The 17,505-nt window shown below is 71.5% G+C and carries 19 protein-coding genes and 2 pseudogenes; 19 read left to right on the top strand and 2 right to left on the bottom strand.

Annotated elements, in window-relative coordinates; all coding sequences use genetic code 11:
- Positions 1-35: 35 nt before the first annotated feature.
- A complete protein-coding gene (locus ACWGH0_RS32705) occupies positions 36-917 on the bottom strand; it encodes a methyltransferase domain-containing protein (protein ID WP_453407908.1) in 882 nt (293 codons plus the stop codon).
- 562 nt (positions 918-1,479) lie between these two features.
- Between ACWGH0_RS32705 and ACWGH0_RS32710 the strand changes: the two genes are divergently transcribed.
- The 17 genes and pseudogenes from ACWGH0_RS32710 to ACWGH0_RS32790 all read left to right on the top strand — a co-directional run bounded on the left by ACWGH0_RS32710 (position 1,480) and on the right by ACWGH0_RS32790 (position 14,402).
- Entirely contained in the window at positions 1,480-2,073 is a 594-nt protein-coding gene (locus tag ACWGH0_RS32710) for a hypothetical protein (protein WP_453407909.1), read from the top strand.
- Between the two features lie 229 nt (positions 2,074-2,302).
- Positions 2,303-2,749, top strand: a complete 447-nt coding sequence (rpsP, locus tag ACWGH0_RS32715; RefSeq protein WP_028814561.1) for a 30S ribosomal protein S16 — start codon at positions 2,303-2,305, stop codon at positions 2,747-2,749.
- Positions 2,750-2,751: 2 nt separating this feature from the next.
- Complete coding sequence (locus tag ACWGH0_RS32720) at positions 2,752-2,991, top strand: RNA-binding protein (RefSeq protein ID WP_005311361.1); 240 nt, start codon at positions 2,752-2,754, stop codon at positions 2,989-2,991.
- Positions 2,992-3,087: 96 nt separating this feature from the next.
- Entirely contained in the window at positions 3,088-3,669 is a 582-nt protein-coding gene (rimM, locus tag ACWGH0_RS32725) for a ribosome maturation factor RimM (protein WP_453407910.1), read from the top strand.
- Positions 3,669-4,490: a tRNA (guanosine(37)-N1)-methyltransferase TrmD gene (trmD, locus tag ACWGH0_RS32730; RefSeq protein WP_453407911.1), complete on the top strand. Its 822-nt coding sequence runs from the start codon at positions 3,669-3,671 to the stop codon at positions 4,488-4,490. The genes rimM and trmD overlap by 1 nt, the downstream gene beginning before the upstream one ends.
- A 131-nt stretch (positions 4,491-4,621) precedes the next feature.
- Entirely contained in the window at positions 4,622-4,972 is a 351-nt protein-coding gene (rplS, locus tag ACWGH0_RS32735) for a 50S ribosomal protein L19 (protein WP_093798805.1), read from the top strand.
- Positions 4,973-5,017: 45 nt separating this feature from the next.
- Positions 5,018-5,779: a signal peptidase I gene (gene lepB, locus ACWGH0_RS32740; RefSeq protein WP_453407912.1), complete on the top strand. Its 762-nt coding sequence runs from the start codon at positions 5,018-5,020 to the stop codon at positions 5,777-5,779.
- Positions 5,772-6,836, top strand: a pseudogene (gene lepB / locus ACWGH0_RS32745) (signal peptidase I); the annotation flags it as partial. The gene lepB (ACWGH0_RS32740) and the pseudogene lepB (ACWGH0_RS32745), both read left to right, overlap by 8 nt.
- On the top strand, positions 6,754-7,668 hold the full coding sequence (gene lepB / locus ACWGH0_RS32750) for a signal peptidase I (RefSeq protein ID WP_453407919.1): 915 nt from the start codon (positions 6,754-6,756) through the stop codon (positions 7,666-7,668). The pseudogene lepB (ACWGH0_RS32745) and the gene lepB (ACWGH0_RS32750), both read left to right, overlap by 83 nt.
- Before the next feature lie 48 nt (positions 7,669-7,716).
- Entirely contained in the window at positions 7,717-8,454 is a 738-nt protein-coding gene (gene lepB, locus ACWGH0_RS32755; protein ID WP_453407913.1) for a signal peptidase I, read from the top strand.
- A gap of 2 nt (positions 8,455-8,456) precedes the next feature.
- The gene (locus ACWGH0_RS32760; protein ID WP_453407914.1) at positions 8,457-8,969 is read left to right on the top strand and encodes an NUDIX hydrolase; all 513 of its coding nucleotides are present in this window, start codon (positions 8,457-8,459) and stop codon (positions 8,967-8,969) included.
- A 55-nt stretch (positions 8,970-9,024) separates the two neighbouring features.
- Positions 9,025-9,333, top strand: coding sequence for a DUF2469 domain-containing protein (locus ACWGH0_RS32765; protein ID WP_003993268.1), 309 nt, complete (start codon positions 9,025-9,027; stop codon positions 9,331-9,333).
- An 83-nt stretch (positions 9,334-9,416) separates the two neighbouring features.
- Complete coding sequence (locus tag ACWGH0_RS32770) at positions 9,417-9,785, top strand: YraN family protein (protein ID WP_453407915.1); 369 nt, start codon at positions 9,417-9,419, stop codon at positions 9,783-9,785.
- Positions 9,785-11,407: a YifB family Mg chelatase-like AAA ATPase gene (locus tag ACWGH0_RS32775; RefSeq protein WP_453407920.1), complete on the top strand. Its 1,623-nt coding sequence runs from the start codon at positions 9,785-9,787 to the stop codon at positions 11,405-11,407. Before ACWGH0_RS32770 ends, ACWGH0_RS32775 begins: the two co-directional genes overlap by 1 nt.
- Positions 11,408-11,433: 26 nt before the next feature.
- Positions 11,434-12,672, top strand: a complete 1,239-nt coding sequence (gene dprA, locus ACWGH0_RS32780; RefSeq protein WP_453407916.1) for a DNA-processing protein DprA — start codon at positions 11,434-11,436, stop codon at positions 12,670-12,672.
- A gap of 240 nt (positions 12,673-12,912) precedes the next feature.
- Positions 12,913-13,749 (top strand): RNA polymerase sigma factor WhiG, encoded by an 837-nt coding sequence (gene whiG, locus ACWGH0_RS32785; RefSeq protein WP_453407917.1) that lies wholly within the window; start codon positions 12,913-12,915, stop codon positions 13,747-13,749.
- Between the two features lie 95 nt (positions 13,750-13,844).
- Positions 13,845-14,402 carry a TetR/AcrR family transcriptional regulator gene (locus ACWGH0_RS32790; RefSeq protein WP_453407921.1) on the top strand — a complete coding sequence of 186 codons (558 nt, stop codon included), beginning with the start codon at positions 13,845-13,847 and terminating at the stop codon, positions 14,400-14,402.
- Between the two features lie 341 nt (positions 14,403-14,743).
- On the opposite strand, the pseudogene ACWGH0_RS32795 reads toward ACWGH0_RS32790, so the two are convergent.
- Positions 14,744-15,142: pseudogene (locus tag ACWGH0_RS32795) on the bottom strand (peptidoglycan DD-metalloendopeptidase family protein); the annotation flags it as partial.
- Positions 15,143-15,420: 278 nt separating this feature from the next.
- Here ACWGH0_RS32795 and rpsB point away from each other — a divergent pair.
- Positions 15,421-16,329, top strand: coding sequence for a 30S ribosomal protein S2 (gene rpsB / locus ACWGH0_RS32800; protein ID WP_452806154.1), 909 nt, complete (start codon positions 15,421-15,423; stop codon positions 16,327-16,329).
- Between the two features lie 100 nt (positions 16,330-16,429).
- Positions 16,430-17,266, top strand: coding sequence for a translation elongation factor Ts (gene tsf / locus ACWGH0_RS32805; RefSeq protein ID WP_453407918.1), 837 nt, complete (start codon positions 16,430-16,432; stop codon positions 17,264-17,266).
- The last annotated feature ends 239 nt before the right edge of the window (positions 17,267-17,505 follow it).

Here is a 17,505-nt window from a genome sequence, read left to right on the forward strand (position 1 = left end):
CCTCCTTGCCGGAGCGGGCGCCCGCGGCGCGTCGCCTACGGGGTACGGGCGATCAGGTAGCGGAAGACGTTCGACATCCAGACCGTTCCGTCCCGCCGCACATGCGGGTGCAGCGCCTCGGCGAGCTCCTTCTCCACCTGCGCCGGGTCAGTGGCCCGTACCGCCGCGTCGAACAGCCCGGTCGACATCAGGCCGCGCACGGCGCTGTCCATGTCGGCGTAACCGAAGGGGCACGCGACCCGCCCCGAGCCGTCCGGTTTCAGGCCGGCCCGCGAGGCCACGTCCTCCAGATCGTCCCGGAGCGCCGGACGCCAGCCCCGGCCGCCGCCGCGCAGCGTCTCGGTCAGCCGGGAGGCCACGCGCAGGACCGCCGACGTCGCGCAGCGCTCGGGCGGCCCCCACCCGGCCAGCACCACTTCGCTGCCGCGCTCGGCGAGGGGTATGGCGCCTTCCAGCGCCGCCGCCAGCCCCTCGGAGTCGCCGGCCGCGCAGCCGAGCGGTTCGAAGGCGGTGATCAGGTTGTACGCCCGCGCGGAGCCGTCGCCGGCCGCCGCCGCCCCGCCTTCGTACAGGCGCGGGGGCTCCGGCGCGGACTCGTCGGCGGCGCCGCCCCCGCGCGACGCGTCCGCCAGCAGACGCTCGCGAGCCAGCGCGACCCGGTCGGGATCGGCATCGACGCCCGTCACGTGCGCGCCCCGCGAGGCGGCGATCAGCAGGGCGAGACCCGAGCCGCAGCCGAGTCCGAGCAGCCGGGTGGCGGAGCCCACCTCGAGCCGTTCGTACGCCGCTTCGTAGAGCGGGACCAGCATCCGCTCCTGGATCTCGGCCCAGTCGCGGGCGCGCGCGCCCACGCCGGTCGCCGGCGCGGAGGCCGCGTTCGCGTGGTGTCGGTGGTGCCGGACGAGCGTAGGTGTCATCGAAAGCGCCCCAATCCGCCGAGAGGTCATGTCGTGTCCTGAATGGACGTTCCCCCGTGTGCGTGCGCCTGTACTCCCCGTAGCCAGGGAACTCCGCATCCGGCGGCAAGTCCAGGGGTTGAAGGGCAATGCTTGTATGCCCCTGCCGTGCGCCCCCGCGCCGGAGCCGATGCAGTTTCCAGAGTGCCGCCGCCGCGCGGATCGCGCCACGGGAAGGGAACGACGGCCGTACGGACGCGTTCACCGGGGCCGGGGCGGTGTCCGGCCGGCCGCGCGCCCCCGGTACTGTCGCGCACAGCGGCGCTTCCCCCGGTGGCCGCGCCGGCGCCCGGCCCGTGGCCCGCGCCCGCTGGAGCGGCCGATGCCCCGGCGTGCAGCCTTTTTCTACGCGCCGGGGCGTACGCGCGGGTACGCCCCAGGATGATGTGGGCTGGGCGTGTCCTCCGCAGATCAGCGCACCCGCCCTCGTCACGACGCATCAATGGCAACTGACTGGTACGTGCAAATTATTTGGGATGCCCCGGAATAGGAACACCGGGGCATCCCGGCTCGTTGTCACGACGTGAGCACGACACCACCTGTTCTCGCCGCAGAGCTGGCGCAGGCGTGGGCCGACATTCAGCGGTACCACCCCGAGCTGCCAGACCTAGCCGCGCCCGAATCCCTGATCGGAGAGTCGTCGTCCGCCTGTGGCGCCGAGCTCTCCTTCGAACGACTGCTGCACGAGGCAGTCCACGGCATCGCCGCCGCCCGCGGCGTCCGTGACACCTCGCGCGCCGGCCGCTACCACAACCGCAGATTCCTCGCGATCGCCGAGGAGATGGGCCTCGACCACCCCGAGGAGCCGCATCCCAGCAGCGGTTTCTCGCTGGTCTCGCTCAACTCCGAGGCGAGGCGGCGCTACCGGCCGACGATCGAGCGGCTCCAGCGCGCCCTCAAGGCGCACACGGTGGCGACCGCGTCGGACTCCAAGCGCTCCTTCCGCGGGCCTGCCGCCCGGCACGGCTCGTCCGGCGGCGGGGTGCGGGTCAAGGCCGTGTGCGACTGCGGGCGCAACGTCCGCGTCGTCCCCTCGGTCCTGGCCCAGGCCCCGATCGTGTGCGGGGGCTGCGGGAAACCCTTCCGTATCCCTGAAGTGGTGGCAGCAGCGAGCTGACCGCCCCTTCGCCGACGCCGCTGGTGCCCGGTCGCAGCCCTCCCGGCCGGGTGCCGGCCGGGTGATGTCCGCGCCACAGGTGTGTGGCACAATGGCTAGCTGTACTCGACAGCCGCACAGGAACCCTCTCGCCTCCGGCTGACGCGTCCATCGGGCACCCGAGTACCGCAACCCCACGTGGCATCTTCGTTGTGCCCAACCACGTCATAGACCAGGAGACACCACTCCAGTGGCAGTCAAGATCAAGCTGAAGCGTCTGGGCAAGATCCGTTCGCCTCACTACCGCATCGTCGTCGCCGACTCCCGTACCCGCCGTGACGGCCGGGCCATCGAGGAGATCGGTCTGTACCACCCGGTGCAGAACCCGTCGCGCATCGAGGTCAACTCGGAGCGTGCGCAGTACTGGCTGTCCGTCGGCGCCCAGCCGACCGAGCCGGTCATGGCCATCCTGAAGCTCACCGGTGACTGGCAGGCGCACAAGGGCCTCCCGGCCCCGGCGCCGCTGCTGCAGCCGGAGCCCAAGGCCGACAAGCGCGCCGCGTTCGACGCGTTCGCCAAGGGCCTCGAGGGTGGCGACGAGTCCAAGGGCGAGGCCATCACCCCCAAGGCGAAGAAGGCCGACAAGAAGGCTGACGAGGCTCCCGCGGCCGAGTCCGCCGAGTCGACCGAGGCCTGAGCATGCTCGAGGAGGCTCTCGAGCACCTCGTGAAGGGCATTGTCGACAACCCCGACGATGTGCAGGTCGCCTCGCGCAACCTGCGCCGCGGACGCGTCCTCGAGGTCCGGGTTCACCCCGACGACCTCGGCAAGGTGATCGGCCGCAACGGCCGCACCGCTCGCGCTCTGCGTACGGTCGTGGGTGCCATCGGCGGCCGTGGCATCCGCGTCGACCTCGTCGACGTGGACCAGGTCCGCTGACGAAGTCGGCCGTTTTCACCTAGATTCGCCGGCTCGGGCCGGGAAGGGCTCGCGAGCCCTTCCCGGCCCGTAGTCGTAAGACAGGAGAAACATCAAGTGCAGCTCGTAGTCGCGCGGATCGGCCGCGCCCACGGCATCAAGGGCGAGGTCACGGTAGAGGTGCGCACCGACGAGCCGGAGCTGCGGCTCGGGCCGGGCGCCGTGCTCGCCACCGACCCCGCCTCCACCGGGCCGCTGACCGTCGAGACCGGCCGCGTGCACAGCGGCCGGCTGCTGCTGCGCTTCGAGGGCGTCAAGGACCGCACGGCCGCCGAGGCGCTGCGCAACACCCTCCTCATCGCCGAGGTCGACCCGGCGGCGACTCCGGAGGACCCCGAGGAGTTCTACGACCACCAGCTGATGGACCTCGACGTCGTCCTCGCCGACGGCACCGAGATCGGCCGGATCACCGAAATCACCCACCTGCCCTCGCAGGACCTGTTCATCGTGCGGCGCCCCGACGGCAGCGAGGTGATGATCCCCTTCGTCGAGGAGATCGTCACCGAGATCGACCTGGAGGAGCAGCGCGCGGTCATCACCCCGCCGCCGGGCCTGATCGACGACAGCCAGGCAGTGGTCGCCTCCAGCCGGGACGACGAGTCCGGCCGGGACGACGCCTCCAGCCGGGACGACGACTGATGCGGCTCGACGTCGTCACGATCTTCCCCGAATACCTGGAGCCGCTGAACGTCTCGCTCGTCGGCAAGGCCCGTGCCCGAGGACAGCTCGACGTGCACGTGCACGACCTCAGGGACTGGACGTACGACCGTCACCACACGGTCGACGACACCCCCTACGGCGGCGGCCCCGGCATGGTCATGAAGACCGACCCCTGGGGCGCGGCGCTCGACGACGCCCTGGCCGACGGCTACGAGCACGGGGCGCACGGCCCGGTGCTGGTCGTGCCCACGCCCAGCGGCCGGCCCTTCACGCAGGAGCTGGCCGTCGAACTCTCCGAACGGCCCTGGCTCGTCTTCACGCCCGCGCGCTACGAGGGCATCGACCGCCGCGTCGTCGACGAGTACGCCACCCGCATGCCGGTGTACGAGGTCTCCATCGGCGACTACGTCCTGGCGGGCGGCGAGGCCGCCGTACTGGTGATCACCGAGGCCGTGGCCCGGCTGCTGCCCGGCGTCCTGGGCAACGCCGAATCGCACCGGGACGACTCCTTCGCCCCCGGCGCGATGGCCAACCTGCTCGAAGGCCCCGTGTACACGAAGCCGCCGCAGTGGCGCGACCGGGGCATCCCGGACGTGCTGCTCAGCGGCCACCACGGCAGGATCGCCCGGTGGCGCCGGGACGAGGCGCTGCGGCGTACGACGGCCAACAGGCCGGATCTGATCGAGCGCTGCGACCCCGCCGCCTTCGACAAGAAGGACCGCGAGATGCTCAGCATCCTCGGCTGGCGGCCCGGTCCCGACGGCCGATTTGGGCGCAGCCCCGCGGCCGTGGAAGAATAGGCCGCTGCTGTACGTCCGGCGTGCGCCCCTGCCACAGGGGGAACGACGCCCGCCCGACGCGGACAGCACCCCGAAATTCTCTTATCGAATTCCGTCGATGACCTGTGGCATCGGCGAGGAAGCAGACTCACATGTCCAGCCTTCTCGACTCCGTCGACTCCGCCTCGCTGCGTACCGACCTTCCCGCGTTCCGCCCCGGCGACACCGTGAACGTCCACGTGCGCGTCATCGAGGGCAACCGCTCGCGTGTGCAGCAGTTCAAGGGCGTAGTCATCCGCCGCCAGGGTTCGGGCGTCCGCGAGACCTTCACGGTCCGCAAGGTCTCCTTCTCCGTCGGCGTCGAGCGCACCTTCCCGGTGCACAGCCCGATCTTCGAGAAGATCGAGCTCATCTCCCGCGGTGACGTCCGCCGCGCCAAGCTGTACTTCCTCCGTGAGCTGCGCGGCAAGGCCGCGAAGATCAAGGAGAAGCGCGACCGCTGATCGCGCATTCGGCGCCCGGGACCGGCCGGATAGGCTCAGGTCCCGATGGACACCGAAGCACACGACACGGAGCGCGACCGCTCTTCCGTCCCCCCGCCAGGGGACGAAGAGGGGTCGCGCTCCGCGCGTTTTCTCGACGCCCCGTGGCGCCGGCCCGCTCTGCTCGGCGGCGCGTGCGCGGTCTTTCTGCTGCTCTTCAGCACCTTCGTCATGCAGCCCTTCCTGATCCCCAGCGGCTCGATGCAGCCCGCCCTGGACATCGGGGACCGGGTGCTCGTCAACAAGTTGGCGTACCGTTTCGGTTCCGCGCCGCAGCGCGGCGACGTGGTCGTGTTCGACGGCACGGGGTCCTTCGTACGCGAGGAGCCCGAGGGGAACCCGGTCACCGGGGTGCTGCGGTGGGCGGCCGCGGCCGTGGGACTGGCCGAGCCCGCCGAGACCGACTACATCAAGCGCGTGGTGGGCGTGGGGGGCGACCGGGTCGTGTGCTGCGACGAGCGGGGGAGGGTCGAGGTGAACGGCTCGCCGGTGGACGAGGAGTACCTGTACCCGGGCGACGCGCCGTCGCGGGTCCCCTTCGACATCGTCGTGCCGCAGGGCACCCTGTGGGTCATGGGGGACCACAGATCGCACTCGCGCGACTCGCGCGACCACCTGGGTGAGCCCGGCGGCGGCATGGTGCCGGTCGAGAAGGTCCTGGGGCGGGCCGACTGGATCGGCTGGCCGGTGGGCCGCTGGGCCTCGCTGGACGACTCCGGCGCCTTCGGCCGCGTCACCGCGCCCGGGCCGGTCGGGTCCCATGGGTAACCGGGGGCGGGCACGGGCGAGCCACCGTGCGGACACCCGGCTGCCCACCGGTACGCGGCCGACCACCGGACCCGCGCTGCCGGGCAGGGCGGACCGGCGGAAGCTGGCCAAACGGGTGAAGCGGCGGCGACAGAGGTCGGCCGTCAAGGAAATACCGATCCTGATCACGGTGGCGCTGCTCATCGCGCTCGTCCTGAAGACGTTCCTGGTGCAGGCCTTCGTGATCCCCTCCGGCTCGATGGAGCAGACGATCCGGATCGGCGACCGCGTGGTGGTCGACAAGTTGACACCGTGGTTCGGCTCCAAGCCGGAGCGCGGTGACGTGGTGGTCTTCAAGGACCCCGGCGGCTGGCTCCAGGAAGAGAACAACGACCTCGCCGGCGGCGAGGACCCGGTGGTCGTCAAGCAGATCAAGAAGGCCCTGACCTTCATCGGCCTGCTGCCGTCCGAGGACGAACAGGACCTGATCAAACGCGTGGTGGCGGTCGGCGGGGACACCGTCAAGTGCTGCGACGCGGACGGGCGGGTCTCGGTCAACGGCGTACCGCTCGCGGAGCCGTACCTGGACCCGGGCGACCGTCCGTCCGAGCTGGAGTTCGACGTGAAGGTGCCCGCCGGCCGTCTGTTCGTGATGGGCGACCACCGGTCGAATTCGGCCGATTCGCGGTTCCACCTGGACGAGAAGTTCGAGGGCACAGTCGGGGAGGACCTGGTGGTCGGAAGGGCCGTCGCCATCGTGTGGCCCTTCAGCCACTGGCGGAAGCTGGAGGAGCCCGGGACGTACGCCGGTGTCCCCGACCCGCGCGCCGGGACGACCGCGGCGACCGGCCCGTCGAATAGGGTGTCGTCCCAGGAATCGAACGAAATGATCCTGCTCCCGACCCCTGCGGAACTCCCGCTCGTTATGGGAGTGGTGGGTCTGCGTCAGGTGTGGCGCGGGCGGTGGAACGGAGTGAGGAGTTGATGTGGGGGATTTGGCGGTCGGCGCACGATCCGAACGCGACGAGCCCGAGGAACGACCGGAGTCACCCGCAGCCGTGAGCGACGACGTACGGGGCGAAGACCCGACCAGCGACAACAGCAGCGACGACAGCAGCAGTGGCGACAGCGCGGGCCCGAGGAAGCCGCGCTCGTTCTGGAAGGAGCTGCCGCTGCTGATCGGCATCGCGCTCCTCCTGGCCCTGCTGATCAAGACCTTCCTGGTGCAGGCGTTCTCGATTCCCTCGGACTCGATGCAGAACACCTTGCAGCGGGGCGACCGGGTGCTGGTCGACAAGCTGACCCCGTGGTTCGGCTCCGAGCCGGAGCGCGGCGAGGTCGTGGTCTTCCACGATCCGGGCGGCTGGCTGGAGACCACCGAGGCACCGGAGCCCAACGTCGTGCAGAAGTTCCTCAGCTTCATCGGCCTCATGCCGTCCGCCGAGGAGAAGGACCTGATCAAGCGCGTCATCGCGATCGGCGGGGACACCGTCGAGTGCAAGAAGAACGGGCCGGTCAAGGTCAACGGGAAGGCGCTGGACGAGAAGTCGTACATCTTCCCCGGCGACACGCCCTGCAACGACGAGCCCTTCGGGCCGCTCAAGGTGCCGGACGGCCGGATCTGGGTGATGGGCGACCACCGCCAGAACTCGCTCGACTCGCGCTACCACCAGGAGCTGCCCGGCCACGGCACGGTCGCGAACGACGAGGTCGTCGGGCGCGCGGTCGTGGTGGCCTGGCCGGTCAACCGCTGGTCCGCGCTGTCGGTGCCCGGCACGTTCGACCAGCAGGGGCTCAACGCCGCCGGTCTCGCCATGGCGGCGGCCCCCGGCGCGGTGGGACTCGCGGGCGCGCTCCCGCTGGTGCTGTGGCGCAGGAGGAGGCTGACCGGCGGGCGTACCGCCGGGTAGGGTGCCGCTCGGATCAGCGATTTCGATTCCCGAGTGGAGAGCGCTGCGATGAGCGGAACAGGACGTACAGAAGGCGGCCGCGGCCGGCTGGGCAACGCGTTGTCCGGGCTGGCCGTGGCCGTCGGCTGTGTGCTCTTCCTCGGCGGCTTCGCCTGGGGAGCGGTGCAGTACAAGCCGTACACGGTGCCGACCGATTCGATGACCCCCTCGATCAAGGCGGGGGACCGGGTGCTCGCGCAACGCATAGGCAGCGGCGACGTACGGCGCGGCGATGTGGTGATCTTCTCCGACTCCGTGTGGGGCAACCTGCCGATGGTCAAGCGCGTGGTCGGGACCGGCGGCGACAAGGTCGCCTGCTGCGGCGAGGACGGCCGGCTGACGCTGAACGGCAAGCCCCTGGACGAGCCCTACCTGGCGAGCGGGGAGCCGGCGTCCACCACCCCCTTCACCGCCGAGGTGCCCGAGGGCCACCTCTTCCTGCTGGGCGACGAGCGGCGTACGTCGGTCGACTCCCGCGGCCACCTCGAGGACGCCGCCAAGGGAACGGTCCCGGTGGCCAACGTGGACGCGCGCGTCGACGCCGTGGCCTGGCCCTGGGGCGGGACCCTCGCCCGGCCGGACAGCTTCGCGGCGCTGCCGGGCGGTGTGTCCCGGCCCGGACCGATCACCGGGGTGCTGGCCGCCGTGGCGGCCGGAGTGGTGCTGATCTTCGGCGGGGCGGCGTACGGACCCGTCGCGAAGCGCGTCGGGAGGCGCCGGGCGGGTACGCGTGAGGCGGTGAGGTGACCGTGGAGACCAACGCACGCGCCGAGGCGCGGGGCGGGCTCCGCAAGGTGGCCCGCGTCATCCTGCTCGACCCGGCCGACCGCATCCTGCTGCTGCACGGGTACGAGCCGGACGATCCGGCGCTGACCTGGTGGTTCACCCCGGGCGGCGGTCTTGAGGGCGACGAGACGCGGGCCGAGGCGGCGCTGCGCGAGGTCGCGGAGGAGACGGGGATCACAGAGGTCGAGCTCGGACCGGTGATCTGGCAGCGCCACTGCTCGTTCATGTTCGACGGGCGGCGCTGGGACCAGGACGAATGGTTCTACCTGGCGCGTACGGAGCGGACCGAGACGGTGCTGGAGGGGCTGACCGGTCTGGAGCGGCGGAGCGTCGCGGGGCTGAGGTGGTGGACCTCCGCCGAACTGTCCGCGACGCGTGAGACGGTGTACCCCATCAAGCTCGCCGGGCTGCTGCGTACGCTGCTCGACGAGGGTCCTCCTGGTACGCCGACGGTCTTGGCCCCGGAAGTCGCATAGGGGCGCACGGGGCTGGCGCACAATAGGGGGACGCAAGGCTGAAGGGGAACATGCCATGAGCGCCGAGGACCTCGAGAAGTACGAGACCGAGATGGAGCTGAAGCTCTACCGGGAGTACCGCGACGTCGTCGGTCTGTTCAAATACGTGATCGAGACCGAGCGGCGTTTCTACCTCACGAACGACTACGAGATGCAGGTGCACTCGGTCCAGGGTGAGGTTTTCTTCGAAGTCTCCATGGCGGACGCCTGGGTCTGGGACATGTACAGGCCGGCCCGGTTCGTCAAGCAGGTGCGGGTCCTTACGTTCAAGGACGTGAACATCGAGGAGCTCAACAAGAGCGACCTCGAACTTCCGAGTGGCTGAGTTTTCCACAATCGCCGGGTTGTCCACCAAGATCCACAAGGTGGTGGTGATCACGGCACATTCGGTTCCGGAGGTGGAACCGGATGAACGCGAAGAATGCCACAGGAGCCCTCGGCCGGTACGGAGAGGATCTCGCGGCGCGCAGGCTCGTCGAGGGCGGCATGACCGTCCTGGCACGCAACTGGCGCTGCCGGGCGGGAGAGATCGACATCGTCGCCCGGGACGGCGACGCACTGGTCGTCTGTGAGGTCAAGACCCGCAGGGCCGGACCGTTCGAGCACCCGATGCAGGCCCTCAGGTCCACGAAGGCGGAGCGGCTGCGCCGGCTGGCGGAGCGCTGGATGCACGAGCACGGGGGACCCCCGCCGGGCGGGGTGCGGATCGACCTCGTCGGGGTGGTGCTGCCGCGGCGCGGGGCGCCCCTCGTCGAGCACGTACGGGCGGTGGCGTGATGGGGTTCGCGCGCACGTGCTCGGTGGCCCTGGTCGGCGTCGAGGGCGTGGTGGTCGAGGTCCAGGCGGACCTGGAGCCGGGCGTGGCCGCCTTCACGCTGGTGGGGCTGCCGGACAAGAGCCTGGTCGAGAGCCGTGACCGCGTGCGGGCGGCCGTCGTCAACTCGGACGCCGAATGGCCCCAGAAGAAACTGACGGTGGGGCTCAGCCCGGCCTTCGTGCCCAAGAGTGGCAGCGGCTTCGATCTGGCCGTCGCCGTAGCGGTGCTGGGGGCCGCCGAGCGGATCGACTCCAAGGCGATCGCCGATCTCGTCCTGATCGGGGAGCTCGGGCTCGACGGGAGGGTCCGGCCGGTGCGCGGGGTGCTGCCCGCCGTCCTCGCCGCGGCGGAAGCCGGATACCGGCAGATCGTCGTGCCGGAACAGACGGCGGCGGAGGCCGCGCTGGTGCCCGGGGTGTCGGTCCTCGGCGTACGGAGCCTGCGCCAGCTCATCGCCGTGCTGACCGGGGCCGAGGTGCCCGAGGAGGAGCGGGCCGAGGAGGGGCGGCCCGACGCCATGCTCGCCGGGCTGCTGGTCCCGGGCGCCGGGGTGGGCACCGGGCTCGCCGTCGCCGGCCACGGCGGCGGCGACGGCCCCGACCTCGCGGACGTGGCGGGGCAGCACGCGGCCCGTACGGCTCTGGAGGTGGCGGCCGCCGGCGGTCACCACCTGCTGCTCCACGGGCCGCCCGGCGCGGGCAAGACGATGCTGGCGGAACGGATGCCCGCGATCCTGCCCCCGCTGACCCGGCAGGAGTCGCTGGAGGTCACGGCGGTGCACTCGGTGGCGGGCATCCTGCCGCCGGGCGAGCCGCTGGTCGGCACGCCGCCGTTCTGCGCGCCGCACCACTCGGCGACGATGCAGTCGCTCGTCGGCGGGGGCAACGGACTGCCCAGGCCCGGAGCGGTCTCGCTCGCACACCGCGGGATTCTTTTTCTGGACGAGGCGCCCGAGTTCAGCGGGCGGGCCCTGGACTCGCTGCGGCAGCCGCTGGAGTCGGGGCACGTGGTTGTGGCGCGGAGCGCCGGTGTGGTGCGGCTGCCGGCGCGGTTCCTCATGGTGCTGGCCGCGAACCCGTGCCCCTGCGGGCGCCACACGCTGCACGGCTCGGCGTGCGAGTGCCCGCCGTCGGCGATCCGCAAGTACCAGGCGCGCCTTTCGGGGCCGCTGCTCGACCGGGTCGACCTGCGCGTCGGGGTGGAGCCGGTGCAGCGCGCCGACCTGCTCGGGAGCGGCGGACGTGGCGAGCCGACCGCCGCCGTCGCGGAGCGGGTACGGGAGGCCAGGGCGCGGGCGGCGGCGCGGCTGGAGGGCACCCCGTGGAACACGAACAGCGACGTGCCGGGCCATGAACTGCGGACGCGCTGGCAGCCCGCGCCCGGAGCCCTGGGCGCCGCCGAGCGGGACATGGAACGCGGGCTGCTGACGGCCCGCGGCCTCGACCGGGTGCTGCGCGTCGCCTGGACCGTCGCGGACCTGGCCGGCCGCGACCGGCCCGACGAACGCCATGTCGATCTGGCGCTGGAGTTGCGCACGGGGATCGCGCGGGGCGCCCCGGCGACGGTCGGGGGCCTGGGGTGAGCGCCGGAGCGCGGGGGGAGACGCTGGTGAAGACGGGGGGAACGACCGGCCGGGCGACGCTCGGCAGCGGTCCGGACGGTGCGGCGACCGCGCCGGCCGGGCCGGTGCCGGACCCCGAGCGGCTGGCACGGGCGGCGCTGACCCGGGTCGTCGAGCCGGGGGACGAGGCCGCCGGTCGGTGGCTGCGGAAATTCGGGGCGGTGGACCTGCTGCGCCGGCTCACCGCCGTCGACGGAGCCGAAGCGGCCGAGGCGTTGACCGGGGTGACGGAGAAGCGGCTCGGCGGGTACCGCTTGCGAGCGGCGGCGGCCGATCCGGAGCGGGACCTGGCGGCCGTGGCCGCCGTGGGCGGCCGCTTCGTGTGCCCCGGCGACGAGGAGTGGCCCGGCCAGCTCGACGACCTGGGAGACGGCCGGCCGGTGGGGCTCTGGGTGCGCGGCAGGCCGCATCTGCGGATGTGGGCGCTGCGGTCCGTCGCTGTCGTCGGGGCCCGGGCCTGTACCTCGTACGGGGCGCACATGGCCGCGTCGCTGGGCGCCGGCCTGGCGGAGCGGGGCTGGGTCGTGGTGTCCGGCGCCGCCTTCGGTGTGGACGGCGCCGCCCACCGGGGGGTGCTCGCCGCAGGCGGGGCCACGGTCGCGGTGCTGGCCTGCGGGGTCGACGTCGTCTACCCCCGGGGGCACGCGGAACTGATCGGGCGCATCGCGGAACAGGGACTGGTGATCGGGGAGTTGCCGCCGGGCGCGCATCCCACCCGCAGCCGGTTCGTCCTGCGCAACCGGGTGATCGCCGCCCTCACCCGGGGCACGGTCGTGGTGGAGGCGGAGTACCGCAGCGGCTCGCTCGTCACGGCGCGCGGAGCGCAGCGGCTGGGGAGGTTCACCATGGGCGTGCCGGGTCCCGCCACCAGCGGACTCTCGGCGGGGGTGCACGAGCTGCTGAGAGGCGAGGGCGTGCTGGTCACCGACGCCGCCGAGGTGGTGGAGCTCGTCGGGGACATGGGTGATCTCGCCCCGGCGCGCCGGGGGCCGCTGCTGCCGAGAGATCTGCTGGACCCCGCCGCGGCGCTCGTACTGGAGTCGCTGCCGGCCCGGGGCGCCGTCGACGCGCGCGGCGTCGCCCGGGAAGCCGGAACCACCCCCGACGACGCACTCGGCAAGCTGTACGAACTCCACTCCTTGGGGTTCGTCGAACGGCGGGGTGACGGCTGGGAGTTGACGCCCGCGTCCGCGGAGCACGCGAACGCGCGGCGAGGCGGTCCTTGACCAGCGGCATTCGGGTGAAAAGGTACTGGTGATGAGCCTTTCAGCCCGCCCGGACCGCTCTCCGGGGCCGCCGTACACGGTGACGGCCCCGGAGAGCGGCGTGCCGCTCGGCATTCATCTTGACGGGGGCGATCCCATATCCTGCGCGGACTGCGACGCCGCAGTCACGCTACGCTCACAGGGATTCCCCCCAGGCGCAAGATCCCCCCGACGGCACAGCAGAACGGCTCAAGGCAACGCATGCCCCAGCACACCTCCGGGTCTGACCGCGCGGCAGTGCCGCACGCGGCGCGTGGCAGTGTGCGGCCCGCCGCACCCTCCTCGCTCGACGAGTTGTGGCGGTCGTACAAGACCACGGGCGACGAGCGGCTGCGCGAGCAGCTGATCCTGCACTACTCGCCGCTGGTGAAGTACGTCGCGGGCCGGGTCAGCGTCGGGCTGCCGCCCAATGTCGAGCAGGCCGACTTCGTGTCCTCCGGGGTCTTCGGGCTGATCGACGCCATCGAGAAGTTCGACATCGAGCGGTCCATCAAGTTCGAGACCTACGCGATCACCCGCATCCGCGGCGCCATGATCGACGAGCTGCGGGCCCTGGACTGGATCCCGCGCTCCGTGCGCCAGAAGGCCAAGGCCGTCGAGCGCGCGTACGCGACGCTGGAGGCGCAGCTGCGCCGCACGCCCACCGAGAGCGAAGTCGCCTCGGAGATGGGCATCCTCTTGGAGGAACTGCACGCTGTTTTCAGCCAGTTGTCCCTGGCGAACGTCGTCGCCCTGGAAGAGCTGCTGCACGCGGGGAGCGAGGGCGGCGACCGGCTCAGTCTGATGGACACGCTGGAGGACACGCACGCCGACAACCCGGTCGAGGTCGCCGAGGACCGCGAGCTGCGCAGGCTGCTGGCCCGCGCCATCAACACCCTGCCCGACCGGGAGAAGACCGTGGTCACGCTCTACTACTACGAAGGTCTCACCCTCGCCGAGATCGGCAACGTGCTCGGGGTGACCGAGAGCCGGGTCAGCCAGATCCACACCAAATCGGTACTGCAACTGCGGGCCAAGCTGGCGGACGCGGGGCGCTGACGGCGGCGCTGAATCGTCCCTGCCGCCGCGGTCGCATCGTCAGGACGGCGGCTCATCCGTAGAGTGGGACCGTGCCAAGGATTCGAGCGGCCTCGGTGGCCGAGCACCGGACGATGCAGCGCGGCGCCCTGCTGGACGCCGCCCGCTCCCTGCTGTCCGAAGGCGGGACGGAGGCGCTGACCTTCCCCGCCCTCGCGGAGCGCACCGGCCTCGCCCGGTCGTCCGTGTACGAGTACTTCCGGTCCCGCGCCTCCGTCGTGGAGGAACTGTGCGCGGTCGACTTCCCCGTCTGGGCGGCCGAGGTCGAGAGCGCGATGGAGCGGGCCGACACCCCGGCCGGCAAGGTCGAGGCGTACGTACGCTCCCAGCTGCACCTGGTCGGCGACCGGCGTCACCGCGCCGTGGTCGCGATCTCCGCGAGCGAACTCGACGCGGGCGCCCGCGAGAAGATCCGCGCCGCGCACGGCGGTCTGGTGACGATGATCGTCGAAGCGCTCGGCGCACTGGGCCACGAGCAGCCCCGGCTGGCGGCGATGATGCTCCAGGGGGTCGTCGACGCGGCGGTACGGCGCATCGAGCTCGGCGCGGCGGAGGACCCGGACGTCATCGCCGACACGGCCGTGGCGATGGCGCTGCGCGGCGTCCAGGGCTGACCCGCCCGCCACCACTGTTCCCCTGCCGGCCGGCCCACCGCTAGGACCCGGCCGGCCCCTGCCGGCCCACCTGTACGCGACAGCCCGCCCGCACGCCACGGCCCGCCCGTATGCGACAGCCCGCCCGAGTGCCACGGCCCGCTCGTACGCGACAGACCGTCCGCTCGCGGTGCCAGGTCCGGCCGGGGCAGCGCTCCCGCCACCGGCGGGAGGGGAACGCCGAAGACCGGCAGCAGGCGCGGAGGGCCGCGGCGGAGCAGGCGGTCCGGCAGCAGCGTCAGCGGGTCGAAATAGGCCGCGCCCCGGCGCAGCCCCCAGTGCAGGCATCCGGACGGGCAGTGGAACGGGCCGTTCTGGAGGACGCCCACCACCTGCCCGGCGGTCACCGTGTCGCCCTCGGCGACCAGCGCGCGCACCGGTTCGTACGTCGTACGCAGCGGCGGTTCGCCCGTCCCCGGCAGGGTGACGGACAGGACACCGCGCCCGCCCACCGGCCCGGCGAAGGAGACCCGGCCCGCGGCCACCGCCCGTACCGCCTCGCCAGCCCCGGCCGCCAGGTCCACCCCGCGGTGCCCGGCGGCGTACGGGGACGGCGGCGGCTCCCAGGCCCGCAGGACCGGTGGACGCCCGCCGCCCACCGGCCACACCCGCCCCGCGGGCGGCTCGTCGGCGGCGGACTGCGGGGGCCCCACGCCCATCGCCGCCAGCAGGATCAGTACCAGCACAGTCATTCGTCGCATCCATGAACCGTCCCCCGCCCCACGGCTCCGTGGGGATCACGGACCTGATCTGTGGACCGGCGGCCGGTTGTGGACATCGCCGTCACCCGGCACCGCGTAGGTCCCGTACACTTCTGGTGGCGATCCGGGTCACCGGGTCGACTTCGCACGCCCCGCCACTCACCCTCTCAGCGGTCGGTGGCCGCGCCGCTCGGTCCTTCGTGGCACGGCGCATGGGGCGTCAGGCGCGACCGCAATCCTGCGGACGCGGCAAACCGAGTAACTCAAGGAGTACGGCCATGGCCGTCGTCACGATGCGGGAGCTGCTGGAAAGCGGCGTCCACTTCGGTCACCAGACCCGTCGTTGGAACCCGAAGATGAAGCGCTTCATCTTCACGGAGCGCAACGGCATCTACATCATCGACCTGCTCCAGTCGCTGTCGTACATCGACCGCGCCTACGAGTTCGTCAAGGAGACCGTCGCCCACGGCGGTTCCATCATGTTCGTCGGCACCAAGAAGCAGGCGCAGGAAGCGATCGCCGAGCAGGCGACGCGCGTGGGCATGCCCTACGTCAACCAGCGCTGGCTCGGCGGCATGCTGACCAACTTCTCCACCGTCTACAAGCGCCTTCAGCGTCTGAAGGAGCTCGAGCAGATCGACTTCGAGGACGTGGCCGCGTCGGGCCTCACCAAGAAGGAGCTGCTGGTCCTCTCCCGCGAGAAGACCAAGCTGGAGAAGACCCTCGGCGGTATCCGCGAGATGTCCAAGGTGCCCAGCGCCGTCTGGATCGTGGACACCAAGAAGGAGCACATCGCCGTCGGTGAGGCGCGCAAGCTCCACATCCCGGTCGTCGCGATCCTCGACACCAACTGCGACCCCGACGAGGTCGACTACAAGATCCCGGGCAACGACGACGCGATCCGCTCCGTCACCCTGCTCACCCGCGTGATCGCCGACGCCGTCGCCGAGGGCCTCATCGCCCGTTCCGGCGCCGCGACCGGCGACCAGAAGCCGGGCGACAAGGCCGCCGGCGAGCCGCTCGCCGAGTGGGAGCGCGACCTGCTCGAGGGTGACAAGAAGGCTGACGAGGCCGCTGCCCCGGCCGCCGACGCCGAGGTGCAGACCTCCGCCGAGACCGAGAAGGTCGCCGACGCCGAGAAGGCCGACGAGGCTGCCGCCCCGGCCGCCGAGGCCGAGCAGGCCTGACACCCGTCACGGTTGACGACGGCGGGGGAGGGCGCGTGAGCGCCCGCCCCCGCCGCCACCCGTAGATCTTCGTTTCGACTTCGAAAGAGATTCACAGATCATGGCGAACTACACCGCCGCGGACGTCAAGAAGCTCCGCGAGCTCACCGGCGCCGGCATGATGGACTGCAAGAAGGCGCTCGACGAGGCCGAGGGCAGCGTCGACAAGGCCGTCGAGGCCCTGCGTATCAAGGGTCAGAAGGGCGTCGCCAAGCGCGAGGGCCGTTCTGCCGAGAACGGCGCGGTCGTCTCCCTCCTCTCCGACGACAACACCTCCGGTGTCCTCGTCGAGCTGAAGTGCGAGACGGACTTCGTCGCCAAGGGTGACAAGTTCCAGGCCGTCGCCAACGCGCTCGCCGCCCACGTCGCCGCGACGTCCCCCGCCGACATCCAGGCGCTCCTCGCGTCCGAGATCGAGGCCGGAAAGACGGTCCAGCAGTACGTCGACGAGGCCAACGCCAACCTCGGCGAGAAGATCGTCCTGGACCGCTTCGCGCAGTTCTCCGGCGCCTACGTCAGCGCCTACATGCACCGCACCATGCCCGACCTGCCCCCGCAGATCGGTGTCCTGGTCGAGCTGGACAAGGCCGACGCCGAGCTGGCCCGTGGCATCGCCCAGCACATCGCCGCCTTCGCGCCGAAGTACCTGGACCGCGACGACGTCCCCGCCGAGGTCGTCGAGGCCGAGCGCCGCGTCGCCGAGGAGACCACCCGCGCCGAGGGCAAGCCCGAGGCCGCGCTCCCGAAGATCGTCGAGGGTCGCGTCAACGGCTTCTTCAAGGAGGCCACCCTCCTCGGCCAGCCGTACGCCCTGGACAACAAGAAGTCCGTCCAGAAGGTTCTGGACGAGGCCGGTGTCACCCTGAAGCGCTTCTCGCGCATCAAGGTCGGCATCTGATCCGTTTCGGCGGTCGGGCGTAGACCCAGCTAGGGTCTACAGCAGTCGGACGCGTACGTAACGGACGACCGCAGATCTTACGAGGAGGCCATTGCCGCGCACGGGACTCAGCACCCACCGGCAATGGCCTTCTTCGTATGTGCACTAGTGTCATGCGCCTGAAATCCAAGGGCTAAGTTTGTATCCTGTTGCAATGTCGCCGGGTCCTCGTGCCGTTGAAGTCTGCGTGTCTGATGAAG

The organism is Streptomyces sp. NPDC054887 (genome assembly GCF_053610585.1).

Coding starts and splice junctions, on each gene's coding strand:
- ACWGH0_RS32705 (WP_453407908.1), bottom strand. CDS start 917: ATGACACCTACGCTCGTCCGGCACCACCGACACCACGCGAACGCGGCC.
- ACWGH0_RS32720 (WP_005311361.1), top strand. CDS start 2,752: ATGCTCGAGGAGGCTCTCGAGCACCTCGTGAAGGGCATTGTCGACAAC.
- trmD (WP_453407911.1), top strand. CDS start 3,669: ATGCGGCTCGACGTCGTCACGATCTTCCCCGAATACCTGGAGCCGCTG.
- rplS (WP_093798805.1), top strand. CDS start 4,622: ATGTCCAGCCTTCTCGACTCCGTCGACTCCGCCTCGCTGCGTACCGAC.
- lepB (WP_453407912.1), top strand. CDS start 5,018: ATGGACACCGAAGCACACGACACGGAGCGCGACCGCTCTTCCGTCCCC.
- lepB (WP_453407913.1), top strand. CDS start 7,717: ATGAGCGGAACAGGACGTACAGAAGGCGGCCGCGGCCGGCTGGGCAAC.
- ACWGH0_RS32765 (WP_003993268.1), top strand. CDS start 9,025: ATGAGCGCCGAGGACCTCGAGAAGTACGAGACCGAGATGGAGCTGAAG.
- ACWGH0_RS32770 (WP_453407915.1), top strand. CDS start 9,417: ATGAACGCGAAGAATGCCACAGGAGCCCTCGGCCGGTACGGAGAGGAT.
- ACWGH0_RS32775 (WP_453407920.1), top strand. CDS start 9,785: ATGGGGTTCGCGCGCACGTGCTCGGTGGCCCTGGTCGGCGTCGAGGGC.
- whiG (WP_453407917.1), top strand. CDS start 12,913: ATGCCCCAGCACACCTCCGGGTCTGACCGCGCGGCAGTGCCGCACGCG.
- rpsB (WP_452806154.1), top strand. CDS start 15,421: ATGGCCGTCGTCACGATGCGGGAGCTGCTGGAAAGCGGCGTCCACTTC.
- tsf (WP_453407918.1), top strand. CDS start 16,430: ATGGCGAACTACACCGCCGCGGACGTCAAGAAGCTCCGCGAGCTCACC.